Source organism: Kribbella sp. NPDC051137 (assembly GCF_040682535.1).
Taxonomy (GTDB): domain Bacteria; phylum Actinomycetota; class Actinomycetes; order Propionibacteriales; family Kribbellaceae; genus Kribbella; species Kribbella karoonensis.
This window is the reverse complement of sequence record NZ_JBFBBI010000002.1, coordinates 684,446-704,405: the sequence shown is the minus strand read 5'-3', so window position 1 is coordinate 704,405 and position 19,960 is coordinate 684,446. Positions and strand designations below refer to the sequence as shown.

General features: G+C 67.4%; 16 protein-coding genes. 4 read left to right on the top strand and 12 right to left on the bottom strand.

Annotated features, from left to right (window positions below):
• Positions 1 to 5 precede the first annotated feature (5 nt).
• The gene (locus AB0M51_RS10785; RefSeq protein WP_363748915.1) at positions 6 to 647 is read right to left on the bottom strand and encodes a LysE family transporter; all 642 of its coding nucleotides are present in this window, start codon (positions 645 to 647) and stop codon (positions 6 to 8) included.
• A 196-nt stretch (positions 648 to 843) separates the two neighbouring features.
• On the opposite strand from AB0M51_RS10785, the gene AB0M51_RS10780 reads away from it, so the two are divergent.
• Positions 844 to 1,473, top strand: a complete 630-nt coding sequence (locus AB0M51_RS10780; protein WP_363748913.1) for an NAD(P)H-dependent oxidoreductase — start codon at positions 844 to 846, stop codon at positions 1,471 to 1,473.
• A 136-nt stretch (positions 1,474 to 1,609) separates the two neighbouring features.
• Here the strand turns inward: AB0M51_RS10780 and AB0M51_RS10775 are convergent, their stop codons facing one another.
• From AB0M51_RS10775 to AB0M51_RS10765, 3 genes are all read right to left on the bottom strand, one after another.
• A complete protein-coding gene (locus AB0M51_RS10775; RefSeq protein ID WP_363748911.1) occupies positions 1,610 to 2,230 on the bottom strand; it encodes a DUF4291 domain-containing protein in 621 nt (206 codons plus the stop codon).
• 341 nt (positions 2,231 to 2,571) lie between these two features.
• Positions 2,572 to 3,009, bottom strand: coding sequence for a hypothetical protein (locus tag AB0M51_RS10770; RefSeq protein ID WP_363748909.1), 438 nt, complete (start codon positions 3,007 to 3,009; stop codon positions 2,572 to 2,574).
• A 50-nt stretch (positions 3,010 to 3,059) separates the two neighbouring features.
• On the bottom strand, positions 3,060 to 7,169 hold the full coding sequence (locus AB0M51_RS10765; protein ID WP_363748907.1) for a DUF6531 domain-containing protein: 4,110 nt from the start codon (positions 7,167 to 7,169) through the stop codon (positions 3,060 to 3,062).
• Between the two features lie 215 nt (positions 7,170 to 7,384).
• Here AB0M51_RS10765 and AB0M51_RS10760 point away from each other — a divergent pair, with 215 nt between their 5' ends.
• Entirely contained in the window at positions 7,385 to 8,011 is a 627-nt protein-coding gene (locus tag AB0M51_RS10760; protein WP_344187979.1) for a DUF6308 family protein, read from the top strand.
• Here the strand turns inward: AB0M51_RS10760 and AB0M51_RS10755 are convergent, their stop codons facing one another.
• The gene (locus tag AB0M51_RS10755) at positions 8,012 to 9,514 is read right to left on the bottom strand and encodes an LLM class flavin-dependent oxidoreductase (RefSeq protein WP_344187980.1); all 1,503 of its coding nucleotides are present in this window, start codon (positions 9,512 to 9,514) and stop codon (positions 8,012 to 8,014) included. It abuts the gene before it with no gap.
• Positions 9,515 to 9,560: 46 nt separating this feature from the next.
• Positions 9,561 to 12,569, bottom strand: coding sequence for a BTAD domain-containing putative transcriptional regulator (locus tag AB0M51_RS10750; RefSeq protein WP_363748904.1), 3,009 nt, complete (start codon positions 12,567 to 12,569; stop codon positions 9,561 to 9,563).
• Positions 12,570 to 12,642: 73 nt separating this feature from the next.
• On the opposite strand from AB0M51_RS10750, the gene AB0M51_RS10745 reads away from it, so the two are divergent.
• Positions 12,643 to 13,206, top strand: a complete 564-nt coding sequence (locus AB0M51_RS10745; RefSeq protein ID WP_344187983.1) for an NAD(P)H-dependent oxidoreductase — start codon at positions 12,643 to 12,645, stop codon at positions 13,204 to 13,206.
• A 12-nt stretch (positions 13,207 to 13,218) separates the two neighbouring features.
• A complete protein-coding gene (locus AB0M51_RS10740; RefSeq protein WP_344187984.1) occupies positions 13,219 to 13,758 on the top strand; it encodes a dihydrofolate reductase family protein in 540 nt (179 codons plus the stop codon).
• A gap of 31 nt (positions 13,759 to 13,789) precedes the next feature.
• Here AB0M51_RS10740 and AB0M51_RS10735 read toward each other — a convergent pair whose 3' ends face one another.
• The 6 genes from AB0M51_RS10735 to AB0M51_RS10710 all read right to left on the bottom strand — a co-directional run bounded on the left by AB0M51_RS10735 (position 13,790) and on the right by AB0M51_RS10710 (position 19,955).
• Positions 13,790 to 15,148 (bottom strand): FAD-binding oxidoreductase, encoded by a 1,359-nt coding sequence (locus AB0M51_RS10735; RefSeq protein WP_363748901.1) that lies wholly within the window; start codon positions 15,146 to 15,148, stop codon positions 13,790 to 13,792.
• A 184-nt stretch (positions 15,149 to 15,332) separates the two neighbouring features.
• On the bottom strand, positions 15,333 to 16,001 hold the full coding sequence (locus AB0M51_RS10730; protein ID WP_344187986.1) for a GntR family transcriptional regulator: 669 nt from the start codon (positions 15,999 to 16,001) through the stop codon (positions 15,333 to 15,335).
• 45 nt (positions 16,002 to 16,046) lie between these two features.
• The gene (locus tag AB0M51_RS10725; RefSeq protein WP_344187987.1) at positions 16,047 to 16,955 is read right to left on the bottom strand and encodes a D-2-hydroxyacid dehydrogenase; all 909 of its coding nucleotides are present in this window, start codon (positions 16,953 to 16,955) and stop codon (positions 16,047 to 16,049) included.
• Positions 16,952 to 17,770: a carbohydrate ABC transporter permease gene (locus tag AB0M51_RS10720; protein WP_344187988.1), complete on the bottom strand. Its 819-nt coding sequence runs from the start codon at positions 17,768 to 17,770 to the stop codon at positions 16,952 to 16,954. Before AB0M51_RS10720 ends, AB0M51_RS10725 begins: the two co-directional genes overlap by 4 nt.
• Entirely contained in the window at positions 17,770 to 18,669 is a 900-nt protein-coding gene (locus tag AB0M51_RS10715; RefSeq protein WP_344187989.1) for a sugar ABC transporter permease, read from the bottom strand. Before AB0M51_RS10715 ends, AB0M51_RS10720 begins: the two co-directional genes overlap by 1 nt.
• Positions 18,666 to 19,955, bottom strand: a complete 1,290-nt coding sequence (locus AB0M51_RS10710) for an ABC transporter substrate-binding protein (protein WP_344187990.1) — start codon at positions 19,953 to 19,955, stop codon at positions 18,666 to 18,668. The genes AB0M51_RS10715 and AB0M51_RS10710 overlap by 4 nt, the downstream gene beginning before the upstream one ends.
• Positions 19,956 to 19,960 lie beyond the last annotated feature (5 nt).

Here is a 19,960-nt window from a genome sequence, read left to right as displayed (position 1 = left end):
CTCGGCTACACCACCAGCCGCACCGCAAGAACGACGATGAGCATGCTCGAAGCCAACGCCGTCGCGAGCCGGCCGCGTGCGCCGGTCAGTACCCGTCCGAGCAGCGCCCCGCCGCCCGCGAGCAGCAGTTGCCAACTCGCCGAGGCCACGAACGCCGCCACCACGAACACGATCCGCCCACCGACCCCCGCGACGCCCGACCCCCCGAGCACGAGGGCCGCGAAGTAGATCACCGTCCACGGGTTCAGCATCGTCATCCCGAGCATCCCGAGGTACGCCGTCCACGGGCCGAGCGGGGTTTCCTGTTGCAGAGCGACGATCCGCTGCTCGCGGTACCGCCGTACCGCCTTGGCCGCCCCCATCACCGCAAGCCCGACCAGCACCAGAACCGATGCCCAACGCAACGGTCCGACGATCGGCACCAGCAACGGCGCGAGCACCGAACCGGCTCCCGCAGCGACCGCCGCGTACACCCCGTCGGCCGACGCCACCCCGAGCGCGGCGAACGCTCCGATCCGCAACGAACTCCGCGCCGTCAGCGCCACCAGATAGGTCCCGACAGGCCCGACCGGCACGGCAACGCCGTACCCGGCCAAGAGCCCCGCGACCACCAGCCCGATCACGACTGACCGAGCATCGACCCCCACCAGAGAACGGTCTGCTGCTGAACCCGAGCCGCCGAGGCCGCAGGTCCCATCCGCAACAGTCCAAGAGTCGTAGTCATGTCCCCATCATGCGGACGCGGTCAACCCAATTTGCCGCCCACTTGATTAACCGGACCGGAGTCCGTATCGTCTTTTCGTGTAACCGGACCACAGTCCGATAAAACTGAAAGGCATCATCATGAGCACCCTGCTGCACATCGCGTCGTCGCCCCGTGGAGACAAGTCGGAGTCGTTGCGGATCGCCGACACGTTCGTCGACGTGTACCGCGAGACGCACCCCGACGACGAGGTCGTCACCTGGAATCTGTGGGACGGCACGCTTCCCGAGTTCGGTCCGGCGGCGGCCGGCGCCAAGATGACCTTCATCGCGGGCGAAGCCCTCCAGGGCGAGGAAGCCGCGGCCTGGGACGCCGTACAGGCAACCCTCCAACGCTTCCTGGCCGCCGACCGCCTCCTCTTCAGCGTCCCGATGTGGAACGCGGGCGTCCCCTACATCCTCAAACAGTTCATCGACGTGATCTCGCAGCCCGGCACCATCTGGGGCCTGGATCCCCACACCGGCTACCAACCCCTGCTCGCCAACACCGGCCGGAGGGCCGCCGTCATCTACACCAGCGGCGTCTGGGCTCCCCACCTCGGCCCCGCCTTCGGCACCGACTTCCACTCCACCTTCTTCAACGACTGGCTCCGCTGGACCGGCATCACCGACATCACCGAGATCCGCCACCACCCCACCCTCACCGGCGACCTCCTCCAGTCCCGCGAAGAAGCCCTCTCCACCACCCGCACCACCGCCAAAACCTTCTGACGCGCGCGGACCCGGTTGACGAGCAAGGAGACCCCAACGGGCCGGGCCCAGCGCGGGATCTGCCAAGCCACCCGATCGCCGCAGGCACCCTCACGTAGCCGTGCCTGTCACAGGCAACCACAGGCAGCCGCGCGGGTCAGCGGTTCGGGTGTGCTCCGGGGGTCGCGGCGATCCGGGCAGCCAGTTCGTCGGAGATCGGGTACGGGCGCTCCGCTGGCAACGCCGCCTGCGCCGCATCCCTCGACGTACGGGCGAGATCTCGCACCTGCTGCATCTCCGCAGTCACGTCCTCCATGCCCACTATCCACTCGTCCACATACCGCCGTACCGCGTCCCCCGACAACCCGATCTGGATCGACCGCACCTGAGGCTGCGGTGTCAGCGTCACCGCCTGCTCAGGATCCCACTGAATCCGCACCGGTGCCCCCGACAACGACTGCTTCCACGCCGCCTCGGACTCATGAAACCGAGCCTGGTAATGCGAAAGCACCCCACGCCCCAACGCCCACTCGAACCCGTCGCGCCGGATCCGGATCCGCAACACCCGCGTCTGCCCCGGCTTCGTCCCCCACCTCGACCGATAAGCCATCCACAAGTACGACGGCTTGATCCAAGTCATCCGTCCCATCCCGAACGGCTCCACAAACGTCCCCGCCCGCAACGCCGGCTCCGCAATCTCCGGCGAATACGCCTGATAAACCGCCACCGACCCCTCGTCGTACAACGCCCGGGCCTGCCGAAGCACACCGCTCTCCATGCTCCGAGATCCTAGACGCGCCTCTGGTCCGCACCTGCCCACGACGTCCTGGACCGCCACCACTCCGTCTCCCGCTCCGCCCGATCCGACCCCCCATCCACAAACGCACCAGCCTCCGACCACCCCTCAGCTCCCGGTCCGTTCCAATGTCCGATCAACCTCAGCCGCCCAAGCCCCGCAGCGTTCCACCGCCACCTACTCCATTTCGCAGATCGCCAGGCTGACGTTGTATCGACCGCACACATCTGATCCAGACTCGGACCGCGCGGAAACCGGATCCCATCCTAGGGTTAGCGCTCCCCATCACCTCGCGGTACACCTGCGGCGGTTACCGGCGCAAGCTAGGTCGCGTCGGCGAGGCCTTGGGCGTGGTGTCTGAGCGTCTCCAATTGCTGGTCCGAGATCGGCGAAACAGGCCCGTTCGGATCCACCTGACACTCGAACTGTCCATCGGCTGTCATCCAGGCCAGCACACCCCCCGACATACATCTGGAGTCGAACAGACGCGGCGGGTCGCAGAACGGAAGTCCTTCGGCGCCGATCCACGCGACCGGGCACCCCGCCTCAATGAGCGCAGCAAGCGAGGCGTGGATCGCTGATCCCAGCTCCTTGGCAGCCGGCCAGACGAGAATCGGCAGGTCCAAGGTCGTGATCTCCCAGGCGTCCCCATGCAGTACGAACTCCTCGACGGCGGGAGCACCAATCCACACATCAGCGGGAAATGCCACCGGCCGTCGCCGGCCACGGCTCGCGAGCCCGTACACGGTGATGCCAGGCACCTCTTCACCATCAGCTAGGACGACCAGAACGTCCCGGGCACACTTTGCCGTCACCCTATCCCCCACTTCTTCAGCTGGTTTTCGGACGGTTTTGACGAGGATGCAAGTTGCCCAGCGTACGGACCGTCTTTGTACACGAAGATCGCGACTCGCTGTCCGTTGATGTCGCCGAGGAATCCCTTGACTTGATGGTTGCCGAGTTGGTGGTCAACAGTCGCTGTCGGATGTTCGAGTATCGGGACGAATGCGCGTTTGATGGCCTCCGGGCTGGTCTTTCCCGACCACGTTGGCAACAACCCCGCCTTCACAAGATGTTTGGTCCCATGCTGCAGGCGGTTCGGCGTCAACGCGCTCTCGCCGGCGCCTTCGGCATAACCCAGTGCAGGCGTGACCGTTTCCAGACCGGAGCGCGCGCGGCCGACCATGGGGATGCGGCTGGCAACGAGACCGACCGCTATATCTGCGACGAGTTGGGAGCAGTTGCCCTTCAGGACGCAGGCTTGGGAGTCGAGGATGCCGGCGGCGCCGGCGGCGATTACTCCGGTGGCTGAGGAGATTTCGAGGAAGATGGGGATGGCGGGGGCGCAGGCGCGGGCGAGGGTGCAGATGACGGCGCCGGCCAGGGCGGCGGTGGAGATGTAGCCGGAGATGTGGGAGACGTCGGTGAGGGTGCCTTCTACGTCGTCCAGGCCTTGGAGATCGGTGGTTTTGAGGGGGTTACCGGTGGTGTAGGCGTAGGGGTTGGCGGAGCCGGCCTGGTCTGTGGTGAGGAAGGTGCCGGTGGTGGGGTTGTACTCGCGTTGGCCGAGGAGGTAGTTGCCGGTGGGGAGTTTGAGGCCGCCGATGTAGCCGGGGGTTGGATGGCCGGAAGGCTTGCTGGGGCTGGGGGGAGTTGTGGGACCGGCTCGGGTTTGGCCGTAGGGCTCGTAGTCGTGCTGGGTCAGCTTGGTGGTTGCGGTGGCGAGGAGCGAGCCGTTCGGTGCGGTGGTGAGCGGCGTCCGAGTGGCCCCGGTTTGTTCGGCGAGGAGGCTGCTGCCGTAGAGGTAGCGGGTCGGCTTGGCGTCGGTTGTGGTGTTGAGGATCTCGGGTGAGAGCGGGTCCCAGAGGTAGCGGGTTGACTGGCGGCCCGTGGTCGAGGTGGCTCGGCGGCCGTCGCCGGAGTGGGTGTACGTCGTCGTGGTTCCGGCTGTCGTCGAGGAGATGGGTTTGCCGGCGGCGGACCAGGTGTACGTCGTGGTGCCGTCGGAGGTCAGGTTGCCGTCTTTGTCATAGGTGTAGGAACGGGCTGACAGCGGGGCCAGCGGATAGTTGGCCGGTGCGGTGATCGAGGCCTGGAGTTCGTTGGTGGCGCTGTACAGGGACCACGTGCTCCCGGAGGAGCGTTGTTCCCAGGTGCGGTTGCCGCTTCCGTCGTACGCGTAGCGGATGGGGTCGGCGCACTGGTCGCCGCCGTAGCAGGCTGCCGTCAGACGGTTCAGCGGGTCGTATTCGTACGATGCCTTGCCCGCGACGGAGTCGTTTGAGCGGGTGACATTGTCGGCCGCGTCGTAAACAGAAGTGATGGTGCGGACAGGACGGGAGTTCTGCGTCACGGACAGGGAGGTCGTTCGGCCGCGGAGGTCCACCCGCTCGGTCTTGACCAGTCCGCCCGGCTGCGTCGTGGTGATCGCGCCGTGGGCGAGGTCGTAGCGGTACGACGCCAGCGGCTTGCCGTCGGCGGTGGCTGAGGTCAGGCGGTCGACGGCGTCCCAGGTGTACGACTCGGTGTGGCCCGCCGCAGTGCGCGCGGAGAGGTTGCCGACAGCGTCCCAGCGATAGCCGACAGTTCCGCCAGGCCCGGCCGACGACGTCAGGTGGTCGAAGTTGTCGTACCCGAAGCGGGTGACGCCGGTCCCGTCGGTCATCGATGTACGACGGCCCGCAGCATCCCAGGTGAAGCTGACCGCAGGAGTCTTGTCGGAGTACGCGATCCGGAGCGGTGCGCCACGCGCATCCAGTGTGAAGGACGCGGTCTTGCCGGATGGCAGCGTCGTACGGATCAGGCGTCCGGCCTTGTCGTAGGTGAACCGCCAGGTCCGGTCGCCGTACGTCGCCTCCGTAGTGCGGCCGGCGCCGTCGTAGGTGAAGCTCTGCGCGCGGCCGCCGGCGTCGACCAGCTTGGTGACCCGACCTGAGGCGTCGTACGTCGTAGTCGCCTCGGGCAACGATGGTCGCGTGACTCCGACTATCGCCCCGGCGCCGTCGTACCGCAGCTTCGTCGTGCCGCCGCGGGCGTCGATCAACGTCGACACCCGACCCTGCGCGTCGTAGGTCTGACTCGTCGAGACGCCGAGCGCGCCGTGCTGTTCGAGCGGTTGATCGTCGTCGTTGTAGGAGACCGTGCTGACCGCACCACGGGGAGAGGTCACCTTGACCGGGCGGCCCCAGCCGTCGTATTCGACCCGCGTCACCTGGCGGACAGGATCCACGACACGCACCAGGTCGCCGTCGACGGAGTACGAGTACTGCGTGGTGCGGCCGAGCGGATCACGGGACGCGGTCACCAACCCGCGCGCGTCGTAGATGGCCGACGTCGTGCGGCCGCCGTACGACGTACCGGTCGGGTTGCCGCGGGTGTCATACCTGTACGTCGTCCGCCGCCCGAGCGGGTCCATCGTCGCGACGACGTCGTTGCGCGAGTTGTACGTCCGCCGAGCCACGGCCCCGGCCGCGTCCGTCGACGCCACCACACGACCGAGCGCGTCGTACTCGTGCCGCGCACCGTGCCCGAGGTTGTCGAAGACGCGGATCAAGTTGCCGTCCGCGTCGTAGTGGAACGTCGCAGTGGCGCCGGTCGGATCGGTCTGCCGGATCAGCCAGTTCCGCTCGTACTCGTTGAGCCACTTGCCACCGGTCGGGTCGGTCATTGTCGACGTACCGCGGAGGCCGTCGGTCTCCCAGGCCCAGGTGGATCGGCCGCCGTTCCCATCCGTCTGCGCGACGACGCGGCCGTCTGCGTCGTACTCAGTGGTGAACGCCGTCGCGTCCCCCACCCGCTCCGACTTGAGGCGGCCGTCCACGTATTCGTACTGCGTCCGGATGCCGCCAGGTGAGGTGACACCCACAAGCCGGCCGTCCGCGTACTCGTACCGAACGGTCCGCGGTGCGACGCCCGGACCAGACAGGCGAACCGCGGTGATCTGCCCCTGGTCGTTGTAGCCGTACGTCAGCGACCGCCGTCCGTTCTCAACCGTGTGGACGCGTCCCGAAGCGCGCGAGATCGTCACGCCCTGACCGTTGCGGTCGCGGATCGACTGCAGCTCGCCGGCCGCGGAGAACTGCATCCGCACCTGGTCGACGCTCGTCAGCAGGTACGTCGAGCCCGACCGCGCCAGCGCGAACCGGGCAGGCCCGGGCTCCACCGCGAACGCGGGCCCCTTCCGCGTGAAGCCGATCTCGCGGCCGTCGGATGTCTCGTACCGTGCGCCGGTCGCCGACAGCACCAGGCGGTCCGAGTACGACGAGCGCCATCCGATGCCGAGGGAGCCGGCGGACGTGTCGTTCGAGTTGTACGCCCGGCTCACCGTCAAGGGCACACCGACTGCCGTCACGGAAGCGTCCGTCGAGACAGCGGTCAAGGCGCCGGTCAGCGAGTTGACCGGATCCGACTGCATCGCGAACGGCCCGAAGAACGCCCGCGCCTGTTTGTCCGGGAGAACGAAGCCCGGCGCGCCGGCGTAGATCATCACGTTGGCCGCCGCTGAGCCCTTGCCGTTGGTCAAGGACACCGACAGCAGGTTCGGCGAGCCGATGAACTTGCAGTCGAGTGGAACGTTGACGGACCAGCTCAGCGACTGGCTGCGGGCCGGCTGGGGTTTGGGGGCGTTCGTGCAGGGCCAGTGGTCGACCTGCCAGACGCGCGAGTCGGTGAGGCGGAGGTTGCACAGGTCGATGGGGGTGTTGACGGTGTGCGCCTGGAAGTCGAGGGTGAGGCCGGTGCCGGCGTGGGCCATGCCGCCGTCGAGGGCGAGTTGGTCGCCAGAGCTGAGTAGTTGGCCGCCTGCTGAGACGGCGAGGTCGGGGTGCAGGCAGTAGTAGGCGTCGGGCCGGGCGGCTTGGGCGGGTGCGGTGAGGGGCACGAGCAGGAGGACGGACAGGGCCAGCGCGAGGAATCGGCGCACGGTTTGCCTCCGCTCAGTTGTCGGTTTGTGACAGAGAGTTTACGGCGGAGGCCACTCCGGCGGCGGGGATGCTTACAGGTTGTGGATAACGGGAAGTGACCCTGGCGTGCAGGTCCCCTGGGAGTCGCTACGATCTGCGGGAACAGAGTGAGGAACGTTCGAATGATGGTCCGCCCGCTGGCGGGTCTGCCACCAAGAGTGTGAGGGTGTGGCTCATGAACATCGGTACCCGGAAGATCGTCGTCGACGAGGCGATCGCGCAGTTACGGCTGTACGCCGAGACGAACGGCGCCGTGCTGCAGTACTACGACGGGCTGCCGGGGATGACCACCGTCGGCGGCTCGGACCCGAACCGGATCACGCTCGAGGACCTGGCCCGGACGATGGTGATCGGGTCGGACCTGCGGGCGATGGACATCCCGTGGCTGCTCGAGGTCGAGACCGAGAAGGAGCTGGCGGCGATCCCGGTGGACGCGCGGCTCGAGGACGCGGCCCCGGGCAGTGAGCTGTTCGAGGCGGCGATGGCGCTGGACGACAAGTTCACCGGGCACCGCGGGTTCGGGCACGCGAAGAAGTCCAAGCTGCTGCACCTGAAGCGGCCGTACCTGTATCCGGTGACCGACAGCTTCATCCGGATGACCTACGGTACGTCGGCAGCCGGCTCCGCGTTTCTGTCCGCGGTCCGCGACGACCTGGTGAACCCGGCCAACATCCGCGACTTCAAGCTGCTCCAGGTGCGCCTGATCGCGGAACCGTCCACCAGCGCCGCACGCCTGCTGGGCGAGGTGCCGACGCTCCGCCTCCTCGACATCCTCGCCTCCCTGCTGGGTGAGGCCAAGTAGCTACAGCACTCCGAGCCGCGCCAGCGGCTCCACCAGCTCACGCTCCTCGTAGGACAGGTGCGAGAGCAACGTGTCGTCGAGCAGATCCATGGCGGCGCGCAGCCCGTCGATGCTGCCTGAGCCGTCCACGAGCGCGACCAACGCCTTGTCGACACCTTCCAGTACGTCGTGGATGATCTTGTGCTCCTCCTGCAACCGGTCCACGACCGGCGCCAGCGCAGGGTCGGCGCGGCGGAGGTGCGGGAAGAGCGATGCGTCCTCCAACGAGTGATGCGTCGTGACAAGCCGGCAGTACGACTCGCAGTACGTCCCCAAGGTCCAGTTGTTCTGCCGCATGGTCATCGTGTTGATGTGGGACCGCGCAGCACCGACCCCGAGCGTCCCGGCCGCGACCTGCTCCACCAGGTCACGTACCTGCTCCAGCTCAGCACGCAGATGGTCGTGTACGTCGATCAGGTGCTGCCCCGACTGCAACTGGTACGGCGTGTACGTCCGGGACGGGTCATGCGCCGGCCCGGTCGGCCGCTCCGACTCGTCCAGCAGCTGTACTGCGCTACGCCGCACAGCAGGAGGTGGTGTCGGTACGACGGCAAACCCACCCGCAGGCGCCGCCGCCACAGTCGCACCGGACCGAGCCGCCGCAACCGCCTCGCGTACGCCGACGGAAACCTCAGCGAAGCGCCTGATGTCGTCAGGGTTGTCAGACGCAAGGATGTACGTGCTGATGCCCTCCCCCAGCGTCAGCTCGGTCAGCTGGTCGATCCAGAGCTCTTCAGGCCCCTGCAGGAACCCACCACGCCCGCTGAACTGGCCGGCGATGTTGTAGAGCCGCCTGACCGCCGCAGGGTCACGGCCGGCATCGACAGCCGCTTCGTCGATCACCTTGTTCATGGCTGCCAGCTCGTCCGGCCCGGCGTACCCACTGCTCGGCAACCACCCGTCGGCGAGTCGTCCGGTCAGCGCCAGCATCCGCGGCTTGTACGCACCCAGCCAGATCGACACGTCGTGCGCGGGCGCCGGGCCGCGCTTGGCACCGGCCACGGTGTAGTGCTTGCCCTCAAGCCGGATCCCACCGCCTCCCGGCGTCCAGACCTGGCGCATGATCGCGATGGCCTCCTCCAGAGCGGAGATGCTCTGCCCTGTGGTCAGCCGCGGTCCCGCGTTCGCCGCAACGGCCTCCAGGAATCCACCGGCGCCCAGCCCGAGCTCCACGCGGCCACCTGTGATGAGGTCCAACGTCGCGACGCTGCGCGCCAGGACCACGGGATGCCGCAACGGGAGGTTGGCCACGTTGGTGGTCACCTTGATGCGCTCGGTCTGCGCGGCGACGACGGACAGCAGCGTCCACGCGTCCATCAGCCGCGGCTGGTACGGGTGGTCCTGGAAGCTGACCAGGTCCAGCCCGACCTGTTCGGTCAGCTGGGCCAGCGCGATCACCCGGTCCGGGGCGTCGACCGCTGGGGTCAGGAACGTGCCGAAGACCAGTTCATGCCCATAATCCATGCGGTAAAACTACTTCGCTAGATTAATAATCTCAACTACAGAACATCTACTGCCGGACGAGCAGCGTGAATGCCTCGACCGGAGTCAGCCCGGAACCACGCGCGTACGCCGCCTGGTAGCCCGGAGCCGAGGCCGCCGCGGTCACCGCGCGGTCGAGGTCCTCCGTCTCGGTCGCGGCCATTAGGTAGTTCTCGGACGCCCGGGTGGCCGCCGTACATCCCAGCAGGACCGCTGCGAGCGTCTTGTCCGGGTGACACCCGGCGATCCCCTCCAACGCCCAGCACATGCCACGGAGCGAGTCGAACTCCTCCGAGACCCGAAAAGCCTCCATGTGCAGCTCAAGAGCGTCCGCCAGGCGCCCTTGCAGCTCTCTGACGAACCCGAGCTCGTCCAGCACGAGTGACAGGTACAGCACGGCCTCATGCTGCCGGCGGGCGACGTCGATGAGTGCCTGCAATCGCTCCGACGCCTCGTCGAGCTCCCCGGTACGACGAGCCGCGAAGGCCAGCACGATCTCCGCCAAGGCCTGAGTCGCGCGTTGCCCCTGCTCCGTGGCAAGCCGTACCGCGCGCTCGCCGTACGAGCGTGCCACGTCGTAACGCCCCTGCCGGATCGACGTCCAGCCGAGCATGCCCAGCTCGCTCGCCAGCTCGGGCCACAGCCCGATCTCCTCAGCGGCCGCCAGTCCTTCTAGGTGTAGCCGCTCAGCCTCGTCGAAGTCACCGACGAGCTCTGCGTGGGCCCCGAACCAGCTGGTCGCCTGCAGCACACCCCAACGGTCCCCCAGCTCCCGAAAGATCGCGATGCTGCGACAGGCGTCGTCGTACAGCGCCGGGAGGTCGGCACGCACATGCGCATGCTTCGCCCGTGCCGCCAGTACTGCGCCAACGCCCCACTGGTCGCCGTCTGCCTCAAAACGCTTCAGTGCGCTGTCCAGCAACGCCTGACACGCAGCCAGGTCACCTGCATCGCTGGCGGCATACGCGATCCACCACTGCCCCATCGCATCGGCAGCGTCGATCCAACGGTCCCGCTCCGCCACGGCCTCGGGACGTCCGAGCAGGTACAAGTAGCCGGCCCGCCAGATCCCAGCACGCGCAGACCCAGGTACCGCTTCCAGCGAACGCAGGGCCTCCAAATGACGCCCACGCAGGAACCAGTACCAAGCCAACGCGTCCACAAGCCGCTCAGCCAAGTCCAGCTGCCCCGTGGTCACCGCACGATCCAGCGCAGTCCTGAAGTTGGCGGAGTCGTCGTCCAGCAACTGCAACCAACGGCTCTGCTCAGCACCGAACAACCGCGCCGCCTCAGCAAGCGACACGTAATACGTCAAGTGCCGCTGCCGCATATCCTCCAGCTCGCCGGAGCCCTGCAGCTTGTCGATGCAGTACGCCGTCACCGACTCCAGCAATCGGAAGCGCGTCCCGTCGACGGGTACGACCAGAGACCGGTCGACGAGCCGTACCAGCACATCCAGTACGTCGTCCTCACCGCAAACGGCCGCCGCCGCTTCCGCGGTACAGCCATCTGCATGTACTGCGAGGCGCTGCAGCACGGACTGCTCTGCCGGGTCGAGGAGTTCCCAGCTCCAGTCGATCATCGCGTGCAAGGTCTGCTGCCGTGGCGCTGCACCCCGATGCCCGGTCGCCAGCAACCGGAAGCGGTCGTCCAGCCGCGCTACCAGACCATGTACGCCGAGAGCCCGTACTCGCGTCGCCGCAAGCTCCAGCGCCAACGGAATTCCGTCCAGCCGCCGGCACAGCACAGCCACATCAGCCACGGTCTCCTCGGTCAAAGCGAACCCCCGTGACGCGGCAGCGGCCCGAGCGACGAACAACTGCACCGCACTGCACTCCCCGACCGCGTCCGGTCCGGAATCAATGCTCGGGATCGCCAGCGGCGGAACGCTCCACACCACCTCACCAGCCAGGCCCAACGGCTCACGGCTCGTTGCCAGCACCTGCAGCCCCGGAGCAGCTGCCAGCAGACGGTCAACCAGTACTGCGACCTCCTCGACCACCTGCTCGCAGTTGTCGAGCACAAGCAATCGGGAGCCCATCACCGCAGCCAAACGATCGACGATGGCCTCTCCGGTGTCCCGCAGATCCAGCGCAGCCTGCACGGCATCGGTGAGCGCGTTGCTGACCGACAGAGCGTCCGGTGTCACAGCAGCCAATTCCACCAGCACCACACCGTCGGCGAACCGGTCAGCGACCGCACCAGCGGCCCCGAGGGCCAAACGGGTCTTACCAACCCCACCGGGCCCGGTCAGCGTCAGCAGCCGGGCCGTGTCCAGAGCAACAGCAACATCGGCTAGAGCGTCGTCCCGCCCGATCAGCTCGGTCACCTGTGCCGGCAGGTTGTTTCGCGCGTGCGGCAACTCTTGCGTGAGGATCGACTGCTGGAGCGCCACCAACGACGGGCTGGGGTCCAGGCCGAGCTCTTCCAGCAGCAGCGACCGTACCTGGTCAAAACTCTCCAGGGCCTCGCTCTGGCGTCCCGCACGGTACAAGGCCCTCATGTGCGCGGCCCGCAAGCCCTCACGCAGCGGGTGCTCACGGACGAGGTCCGACAGCTCAGCCACCGACAAGTCCGCCCGCTCACACGCACTAAGTCGCTCGTCGGTCAGCCTGGCCACAGCCGTCTCGGCGAAGGCCTCGTCGCCGAAGTCCGCGTACGCCGGCCCACGCCAGAGCTCCAGCGCCTCCTCGAAAGCACCCGCAGCAGCCAGCTCACGAAAGCGGAGAGCATCACAAGCCGCGCTGTCCAGCGCCAAGGAATACCCAGCCGGCCCTGACCGCACCAGCGAGCGACTCCCAGGCTCTGCGTCCTCGAACGCACGCCGGAGCTGCGACACCTTCGCCGACAGGGTCGCCGACGGGTTGCCTGGCAGCTCACTGCCCCACAGGTGGTCGATCAGCCGGTCAGCAGGAACCGGACGGCCCTCGTGCACCAGCAGGTCGGCCAGCAGCGCACGCACCTTCAGCCCCTGGATGACCACGGGCGTTCCCGCGTCAGTCCACGCCGTCACCGGTCCCAGCACCCCGAAGCGCACGACGAAACCCTAACCGGAAAGAAACCGTAAACGCGTTCCTGCAGAGTCTGACCAGACGGAAGGAGGACGGCAGATGCGACTGGCAGTGATCATCGGCAGTACCCGACGTGGCCGCTTCGGCCCGACAGTGGCGCACTGGCTCACTCAGCAGGCTGCCAAGCAGTTCGAGATCGACCTTGTCGACCTGGTGACGGCACACCTGCCGGACACGCTGCCCGACACCGACGACGCGACACCGCAAGAGGTCCGCCAACTCGGCGCCAGGCTCGCCGCAGCCGACGCGTTCGCCGTCGTCACCCCAGAAATCAACAGAAGCTTCCCAGCCCCGCTGAAGACAGCTCTGGACTGGTACTACGAGGAGTGGCACGCCAAGCCGGTAGCCATCGTCAGCTATGGCCGCGAAGACGGCGGCTGCTACGCGACCGCGCAGCTGCGGCAGGTCTTCACCGAACTCCACGCGGTCACCATCCGCAACACCGTCGCACTGCCCTGCTATTGGGAGCAGTTCACCGCGGACGGCGGCTGGCCGAAGCCGTCGGCCGGATACGAGGCAACAGCCAAGCTCATGCTCGACCAGCTCGTCTGGTGGGCGGAAGTACTACGGGACGCCCGCAACCGGCACCCATACCAACCCTGAAAGGAAAGACCCATGAGGAAGCTGATCGAATCCACCTTCGTCACGCTGAACGGCGTCATCGACAACCCGCAGGACTGGAGCGCGCCGTACTGGGACGACGAGTACCTGGCCTACAACCAGAGCCTGATGGAGGGCGTCGAGGCGCAGGTGCTCGGACGCGTCACGTACGAGGGTTTCGCGGACGCCTGGCTGTCCCGGGCCGGCGATCCGTTCGCCGACGTCTTCAACGCGATGCCGAAGTACGTCGCGACCCGGACGCTGACCGAGTGGAAGTGGAACGCCCAGCCGCTCGAAGGCGACGCCGCCGACGCCGTACGGCGGTTGAAGGAGTCGGACGGCGGCGACCTGATCAAGTACGGCACCGGGTCGTTCTCGAAGACGTTGCTGGAGAACAGGCTCGTCGACGAGTACCACTTCTGGGTGATGCCAGTGGTTGCCGACGGCACCAACATGCTGTTCGGCAGCGGGATCGGCCCGACACACCTGGAGCTGCTCGGGACCACGACGTTCAAGTCCGGCATCGTGGTCCACAAGCTCGGCCCCAAGAAGTAGCCCGTCAGGGGGTGCGGCCGGACCGCACCCCTTACGGAACGATGTTCTGGTTCAAATGGAACACGTTGTCCGGGTCGTACCGGCGCTTCACCTCCGCCAGCCGGTCGTAGTTCTGCCGGTAGTTCTCCCGGATCCGGCCCTGGTCGTCGCCGGCCATGAAGTTGACGTACCCGCCGGCCTCGGAGTGCGGTGCGATGTCGTCGTAGTACGACCGCACCCAGTCGATCGACGCCTCGTTCTGCGCCGGGTCCGGCCACATGCCGGCGATCACGGTGGCGAAGTTCGCGTCCCGGTACGCGAACGCGGTCGCGTCCGCGGTGACCCGGTGGCAGGCGCCGTTGATCGGATAGATGTGCACGGTCGAGTTCACCGCCGGCAGGCCGGGTGCGTGCCGCAGGTGCGCCTGGATCGCCTCGTCGGTGAGCTCGGTGACGAAGTTCGCCTTCCAGTAGTGCTGCAACCCGGGCGGCACCAGCGCGTCGAACGCACTGTTCAGCGCCGGGTACGGCATCGGCCCGACGTGTTCGGCCACGATCGGGGCAAACGAGCGGAACTTCGAGATCTGCGTCTCGCCCTCGTCCAGGTCACCCGCCCAGCAGCCGACGATCGCCGCGAACGGCTCGCCCTGCCGGTTCTCCGGGATGAACGGCAGCGGCGGCGCGATCTGGAACGCCGGGAACCCGCCGAGCTGCTCGGGCGCGTCCCGGATCAGGTCCCGGAACCCGGCCAGTACGGCGGCCGCGTCGGACAACTCGAAGAACATCGGGCCGCCGTAGATTGTCGACAACGGCGCGAGCCGGAACTCCAGCGCGGTCACCACGCCGAAGTTGCCGCCGCCACCGCGCAACGCCCAGAACAGGTCCTCGTTCTCCTTCTCGCTGGCGATCAGGAACTTCCCGTCCGCGGTCACCACGTCCGCCGACACGAGGTTGTCGCAGGACAGCCCGAGCCCACGCGCGAGGTACCCGATGCCGCCGCCGAGCGTCAGCCCGCCGACGCCCGTCGTCGAGATGATCCCGCCGGTCGTCGCCAGCCCGAACGCGTGCGTCGCCGCGTTGAAGTCGCCCCAGGTCGCGCCGCCGCCGGCCCGCGCGGTCCGGTTCACCGGGTCCACCCGGACGTTGCGCATCCCGCTCAGGTCGACGACCAGTCCGTCGTCGACCGTGCCGAACCCTGGCACACTGTGCCCGCCGCCGCGGACCGCGATCTCCAGGTCGTTCGTCCGGGCGTAGTCGACGGCCGCCATCACGTCGCCGGCGTTCTCGCACCGGACGATGACCTGCGGTCGCTTGTCGATCATCCAGTTGTTGACACGGCGCGCCGCGTCGTACTCCTCGTCACCCACGATGAAGACCTGTCCCCGCGTGCGTTCCCGCAGGTTCTCGATCATGCGTTCGCTCCCCTGTGCGCGTTCTGTCGCAGATCGGCGTACGCATCGGCACGTACACCGCGCAGACCGGCATTGCCGTCGAGCACAGCACGAACCCCAGAAAGCGTCTGAACCCCCGACGGGCGGCCGGCCCTCCCCCAGACCCGCCCGTTCCCTCCGAATCTCCCAAGCCGGGAGGGTTTCGTCAATCCCCTGCCGGCAAGGTGCTGAGCAACCGGCCCTGCGCCTGCTCGAGGTGGTAGGCGAGATGTTCGGCGGCGGCCGCCGGGTCGCCGGCCTCGATCGCGGTCAGGATCGCGGCGTGTTCCTTCGCGACCGTGGTCGGCGCGGCCTTGCGGTGCGCCTGGTACTGCCCCATGGTCAACTGCACCTCGCCGATGATCAGCTCGTGCATCCGGGCCAGCCGGCGGCTGCCGACCGCGGCCACCAGCGCGGTGTGGAACGAGATGTCCGCCTCGACCTGGTTCTCGAACATCCGGTCCCGGGCGGCGTACTCGATCGCGACCTGGGCGCGGGCCGCCTCCGGCGGCACCTCGCCGGTCGCGGCCAGCGCGGACACCGCCGCCTTCTCGATCGTGATCCGGCTGAAGAACAGGTCCCGGATCTCGGCCTGGTCGAGGACCGGGACGACCGCGGTCTTGTGCGCGGTACGGCGCAACAACCCGAGCGCGGTGAGCCGCTCGAGCGCGGCCTTGGCGGTCGGGCGGGCCACGTTGTACTCGGTGGCGAGCCGGACCTCGGTGAGCTTCTCGCCCTGCGGGATCTCGCCGTTCACGATCCGCTTCCGGATGGACTCGTAGAGCGCATCGGTCAGCGAGGACGGCCCGAGCTCCAGGCGCGCTTCGGTACTCAAGGGACCTCCTCCAACGGGCGAAAACTGTCAGGCAAGTGTACTGGCCTAATAACCTGCGGCCTTGTCGACCACGTTCCGCAGCGGTTCCCCGCGCGCGAACCGGCCGAGGTTGTCCGCGACGATCTGCTCCGACCGGCGCAGCGTCCCGTCGCTGGTGGCGCCGTTGTGCGGCGTCACGACGACGTTCGGCAACGACCAGAACGGGCTGTCCGGCGGCAGCGGTTCGACGCCGTGCGCGTCCAGCCCGGCGCCCGCGATCTGCCCGCTCCGCAACGCCTGGAGCAGCGCGTCGTCGTCGGCGATCCCGCCGCGCGAGATGCAGACGAAGTACGCCGACGGCTTCATCCGCGCGAACGCGTCCCGGCCGAAGACCCCGGCCGTCGACGGCGTTCGCGGGGTGGTGACCACGACGAAGTCCGACTCCGCGAGCAACTGGTCGAGCTCGCAGAGGACGTCGACGTTCGGCGACGGCTGGTCCGGGCGGCGCCGGACGCCGAGCACCCGCATGTGGAACGCCTTCGCCTTCAGCGCGAGGTCCAGACCGGAGTTGCCGAGCCCGTAGATCCCGACCGTACGGCCGGCAAGCTCACCGTGCCGGTAATGGTCCCAACGATGCTCGGCCTGCGCCCGCAGCCACCGCGGTACGTCGCGGTTCAGCATCATCATCAGCAACATCGAGTGCTCGGCGAGCGAGATGCCGCCGTTGCCCGCGCTCGACGTCAGCACCACCGGCGACGCGAGCATCTCCGGCGTCAGGTCCGCGTCGACGCCGGCCGCCGGACTGTGCACCCAGCGCAACCGCGGCGCCTTCGCCAGCAACTCGCCGGGCAGATGACCGATCACGGCCTCGACCTGACCCAGGTCCACACCGTCCAGCGACGACACGAACCGCACGGGCAGCGCGCCCGCCGCGGCGACGTACGCCGGATTCTCCTTGCCGACGACAACGATCATTTCAGCCCCGTGGTGGCGATGCCGCGGATCAGGTACTTCTGGGCCACCGCGAAGAAGATCAGGATCGGGATCAGCGACAGCAACGACATCGCGAACAACATGCCCACTCCGCTCTGGGTCTCGGAATCGACCATCGAGTTCAGCGCCACCGGTACGGTGAACGCCTGCGTCCTGGTCAGGTAGATCAACGGTACGAAAAAGTCGTTCCACGTCCAGATGAACGTGAAGATCGTGGTGGTCACCAGGGCCGGGCGCATCAGCGGCAGCACGACGTACCAGAACGTCAGGAACGGCCCGGCCCCGTCGATCCACGCCGCCCGGTCCAGCTCGCGCGGCAGCGTCCGGATGAACTGCACCATCAGGAACACGAAGAACGCGTCGGTGGCCAGGAACTTCGGGATCAGCAGCGGCCAGTACGTGTTCACCATCCCGAGCTGCGAGAAGAAGATGTACTGCGGGATCACCAGCACATGGAACGGCAGCATCACCGAGGCGAGCGTGATCGCGAAGTACACCTTCCGCATCCGGAACTGCAGCCTGGCCAGCGCGTACGCCGTCAGCGAGCAGGAGAACAGGTTGCCCGCGATCGACGCGAGCGTGACCACCAGCGAGTTCAGGAAGAACGCGGAGAACGGCCGGTTCAGTGCGTGCCAGCCCTCCTTGAAGTTCTCGAACGTGATCGAGTGCGGGATGATGCCGGGCTCGGTGAGGATCTCCGAGGGCGGTTTGAACGCGCTCACCAGCATCCAGATCAGCGGGTAGATCATGAACGCGACGAACACCAGCAGGCCGGCGTGCTTCAGGATCTTGGGCATCAGCTGTCTCCGTAGAAGACCCAGTACTTCGAGACCAGGAAATGCAGGGCGGTGACGATCGCGATCGCGACCATCAGCACCCAGGCCAGCGCGGACGCGTAGCCCATGTCGAACGCGACGAATCCCTGCTGGTACACGTACAGCGTGTAGAACAGCGTCGAGTTCGCCGGACCGCCGGTGCCGCCGCTGATGATGTGCGCCTGGGTGAACGTCTGGAACGCGCCGATCGTCTGCAGGATCAGGTTGAAGAAGATGATCGGCGTGAGCAGCGGCACCGTCAGGTGGGTGAACTGCCGCCAGACGCCGGCACCGTCGACGCGGGCGGCCTCGTACAGGTCGTCCGGGATCTGCCGCAGCCCGGCGAGGAAGATCACCATCGGTGAGCCGAACGTCCAGACGTTCAGGATGATGAGCGTCGCGAGCGCGGTCCGCGGATTCTGCAGCCAGCTGTCGCCGTGGATCCCGACCAGCCGCAACACCTTGTTGATCAGCCCGTCGTCACCGAAGATCTCCCGCCAGAGGATCGCGATCGCCACCGACGAGCCGAGCAGCGACGGCAGGTAGAACGCGCTGCGGTAGAAGGCCAGGCCGCTCAGCCCGCGGTCCAGGATCAGCGCGAGCAGCAACGCGAACGCGAGCTGCAACGGCACCGACACCAGCACGTAGATCAGCGTCACCTTGACCGACGCCCAGAACTGGTCGTCGTGGACCATCCGCCGGAAGTTCTCCAGCCCGGTCCACTCCGGCGGATTCAGGATGTCGTACTTCGTGAACGCCAGGTACAGCGAGGCGAGCAGGGGTACCGCGGTGATCAGCACGAGCCCCAACTGCCAGGGGATCAGGAAGACGTGCGCGGCCCTCCCCTGGCGGTTGAGGTGGAACGCCGGCCGTGCCTTCATGCGGCCCGCTTGATTCCGTCGCCGATCGCGTCGTACAGCTTCTGCGCGCCGTCCGGTACGGCGGTCTTCCCGAGCGCGATCTCCTCGCAGATCCGGGACATCGTGGTCCGCCAGGTACTCGATCCGGGCGGCGCCTCGTACCGCGGTTTCCGCTCGGCCTTGCGCTCCTCGGCGACGACCGCCAGCATCTCCTTCTCGTCCGGGCTGGCGAACGCGGCGGACTGCTCGGCGACCTTCGGGTTGATCGGGGCCCCCATCGTCAGCCGGACGGTCTTCAGCATCTCGGCGCTGTTCACCGAGTAGTCCAGAACCTTGCCGGCCGCGTCCACGTTGCCGTCGTCGATCCGCTGGTAGATGGCCATCCGCGGGTAGTACAGGTACTTGTGGCCGGCCGGCGCGTCCGCGGCGACCGGCGCCGGGCGGAGCCGGAACTTGTCCTTCGGGAACATCTTCGCGTCGTCGATGATGTGGTTGGAGTTGCCGAACATCACCAGCGTCTTCTTCCCCACCTGCGCCCAGTCCGGGCCCATACCCTCCTGCTCGCTGAGCGACAGCGCCCCGCCGGCCTTGCGCAGCTTCTCCCACCAGTCGAGCCAGCTACCCAGTCCGTCTACGGTGAACCCGATCTTGCCGTCCTCGGTCCACAACTGCTCTCCGCGCTGCCGCAACCACGCCTCGAAGGTCAGGTCATGATCGGGCACGTACGGAACGCCCTTGCGTCTCCCGGGATTGTTCTTGCTGTAGGCAACCAGCAGCTCGGCCAGGCTCTCCCAGCTCCAGCCCGGTCCGGGCTCCGGGATCGTCACGCCGTCGGCCTTCGCGAAGGTCTCGTTGTACCGGATCACCGGCGTGGTGATCGCGAACGGGAGCGTGTTCAGCTGGCCGCCGAGCCTGAAGCTCTCGATCTCGTCCTTGCTGTAGTCGTCCCACTTCAGCGTGGAGATGCCCTCGAGGTTGCGGTACAGCTTGCTCTTGGCGTACGTCATCACCTGCGGGGACGCGATCCAGAAGACGTCCGGGACGTCCCGGGCCGCGATCTGCGTCGTCATCCGCTCCTGGAACGCGGTGTAGTCGGCGAACTCCGGCTCGATCGTGATCGACGGGTTCGCCGCCGTGAACTGCTTGAGTGCCTTCGTGTAGTTCTGCTGGCGGATGTTGTTGCCCCACCAGGCGTAGCGCAACGTCACCTTGCCTCCGGACGCCCCGCCGCCGCTGCCGCCGCAGCCCACCAGCCCGGTCGCGACACCTGCCGTCAAGGCGGCCCTGAGAAACTCTCGTCGATCCATCTCGC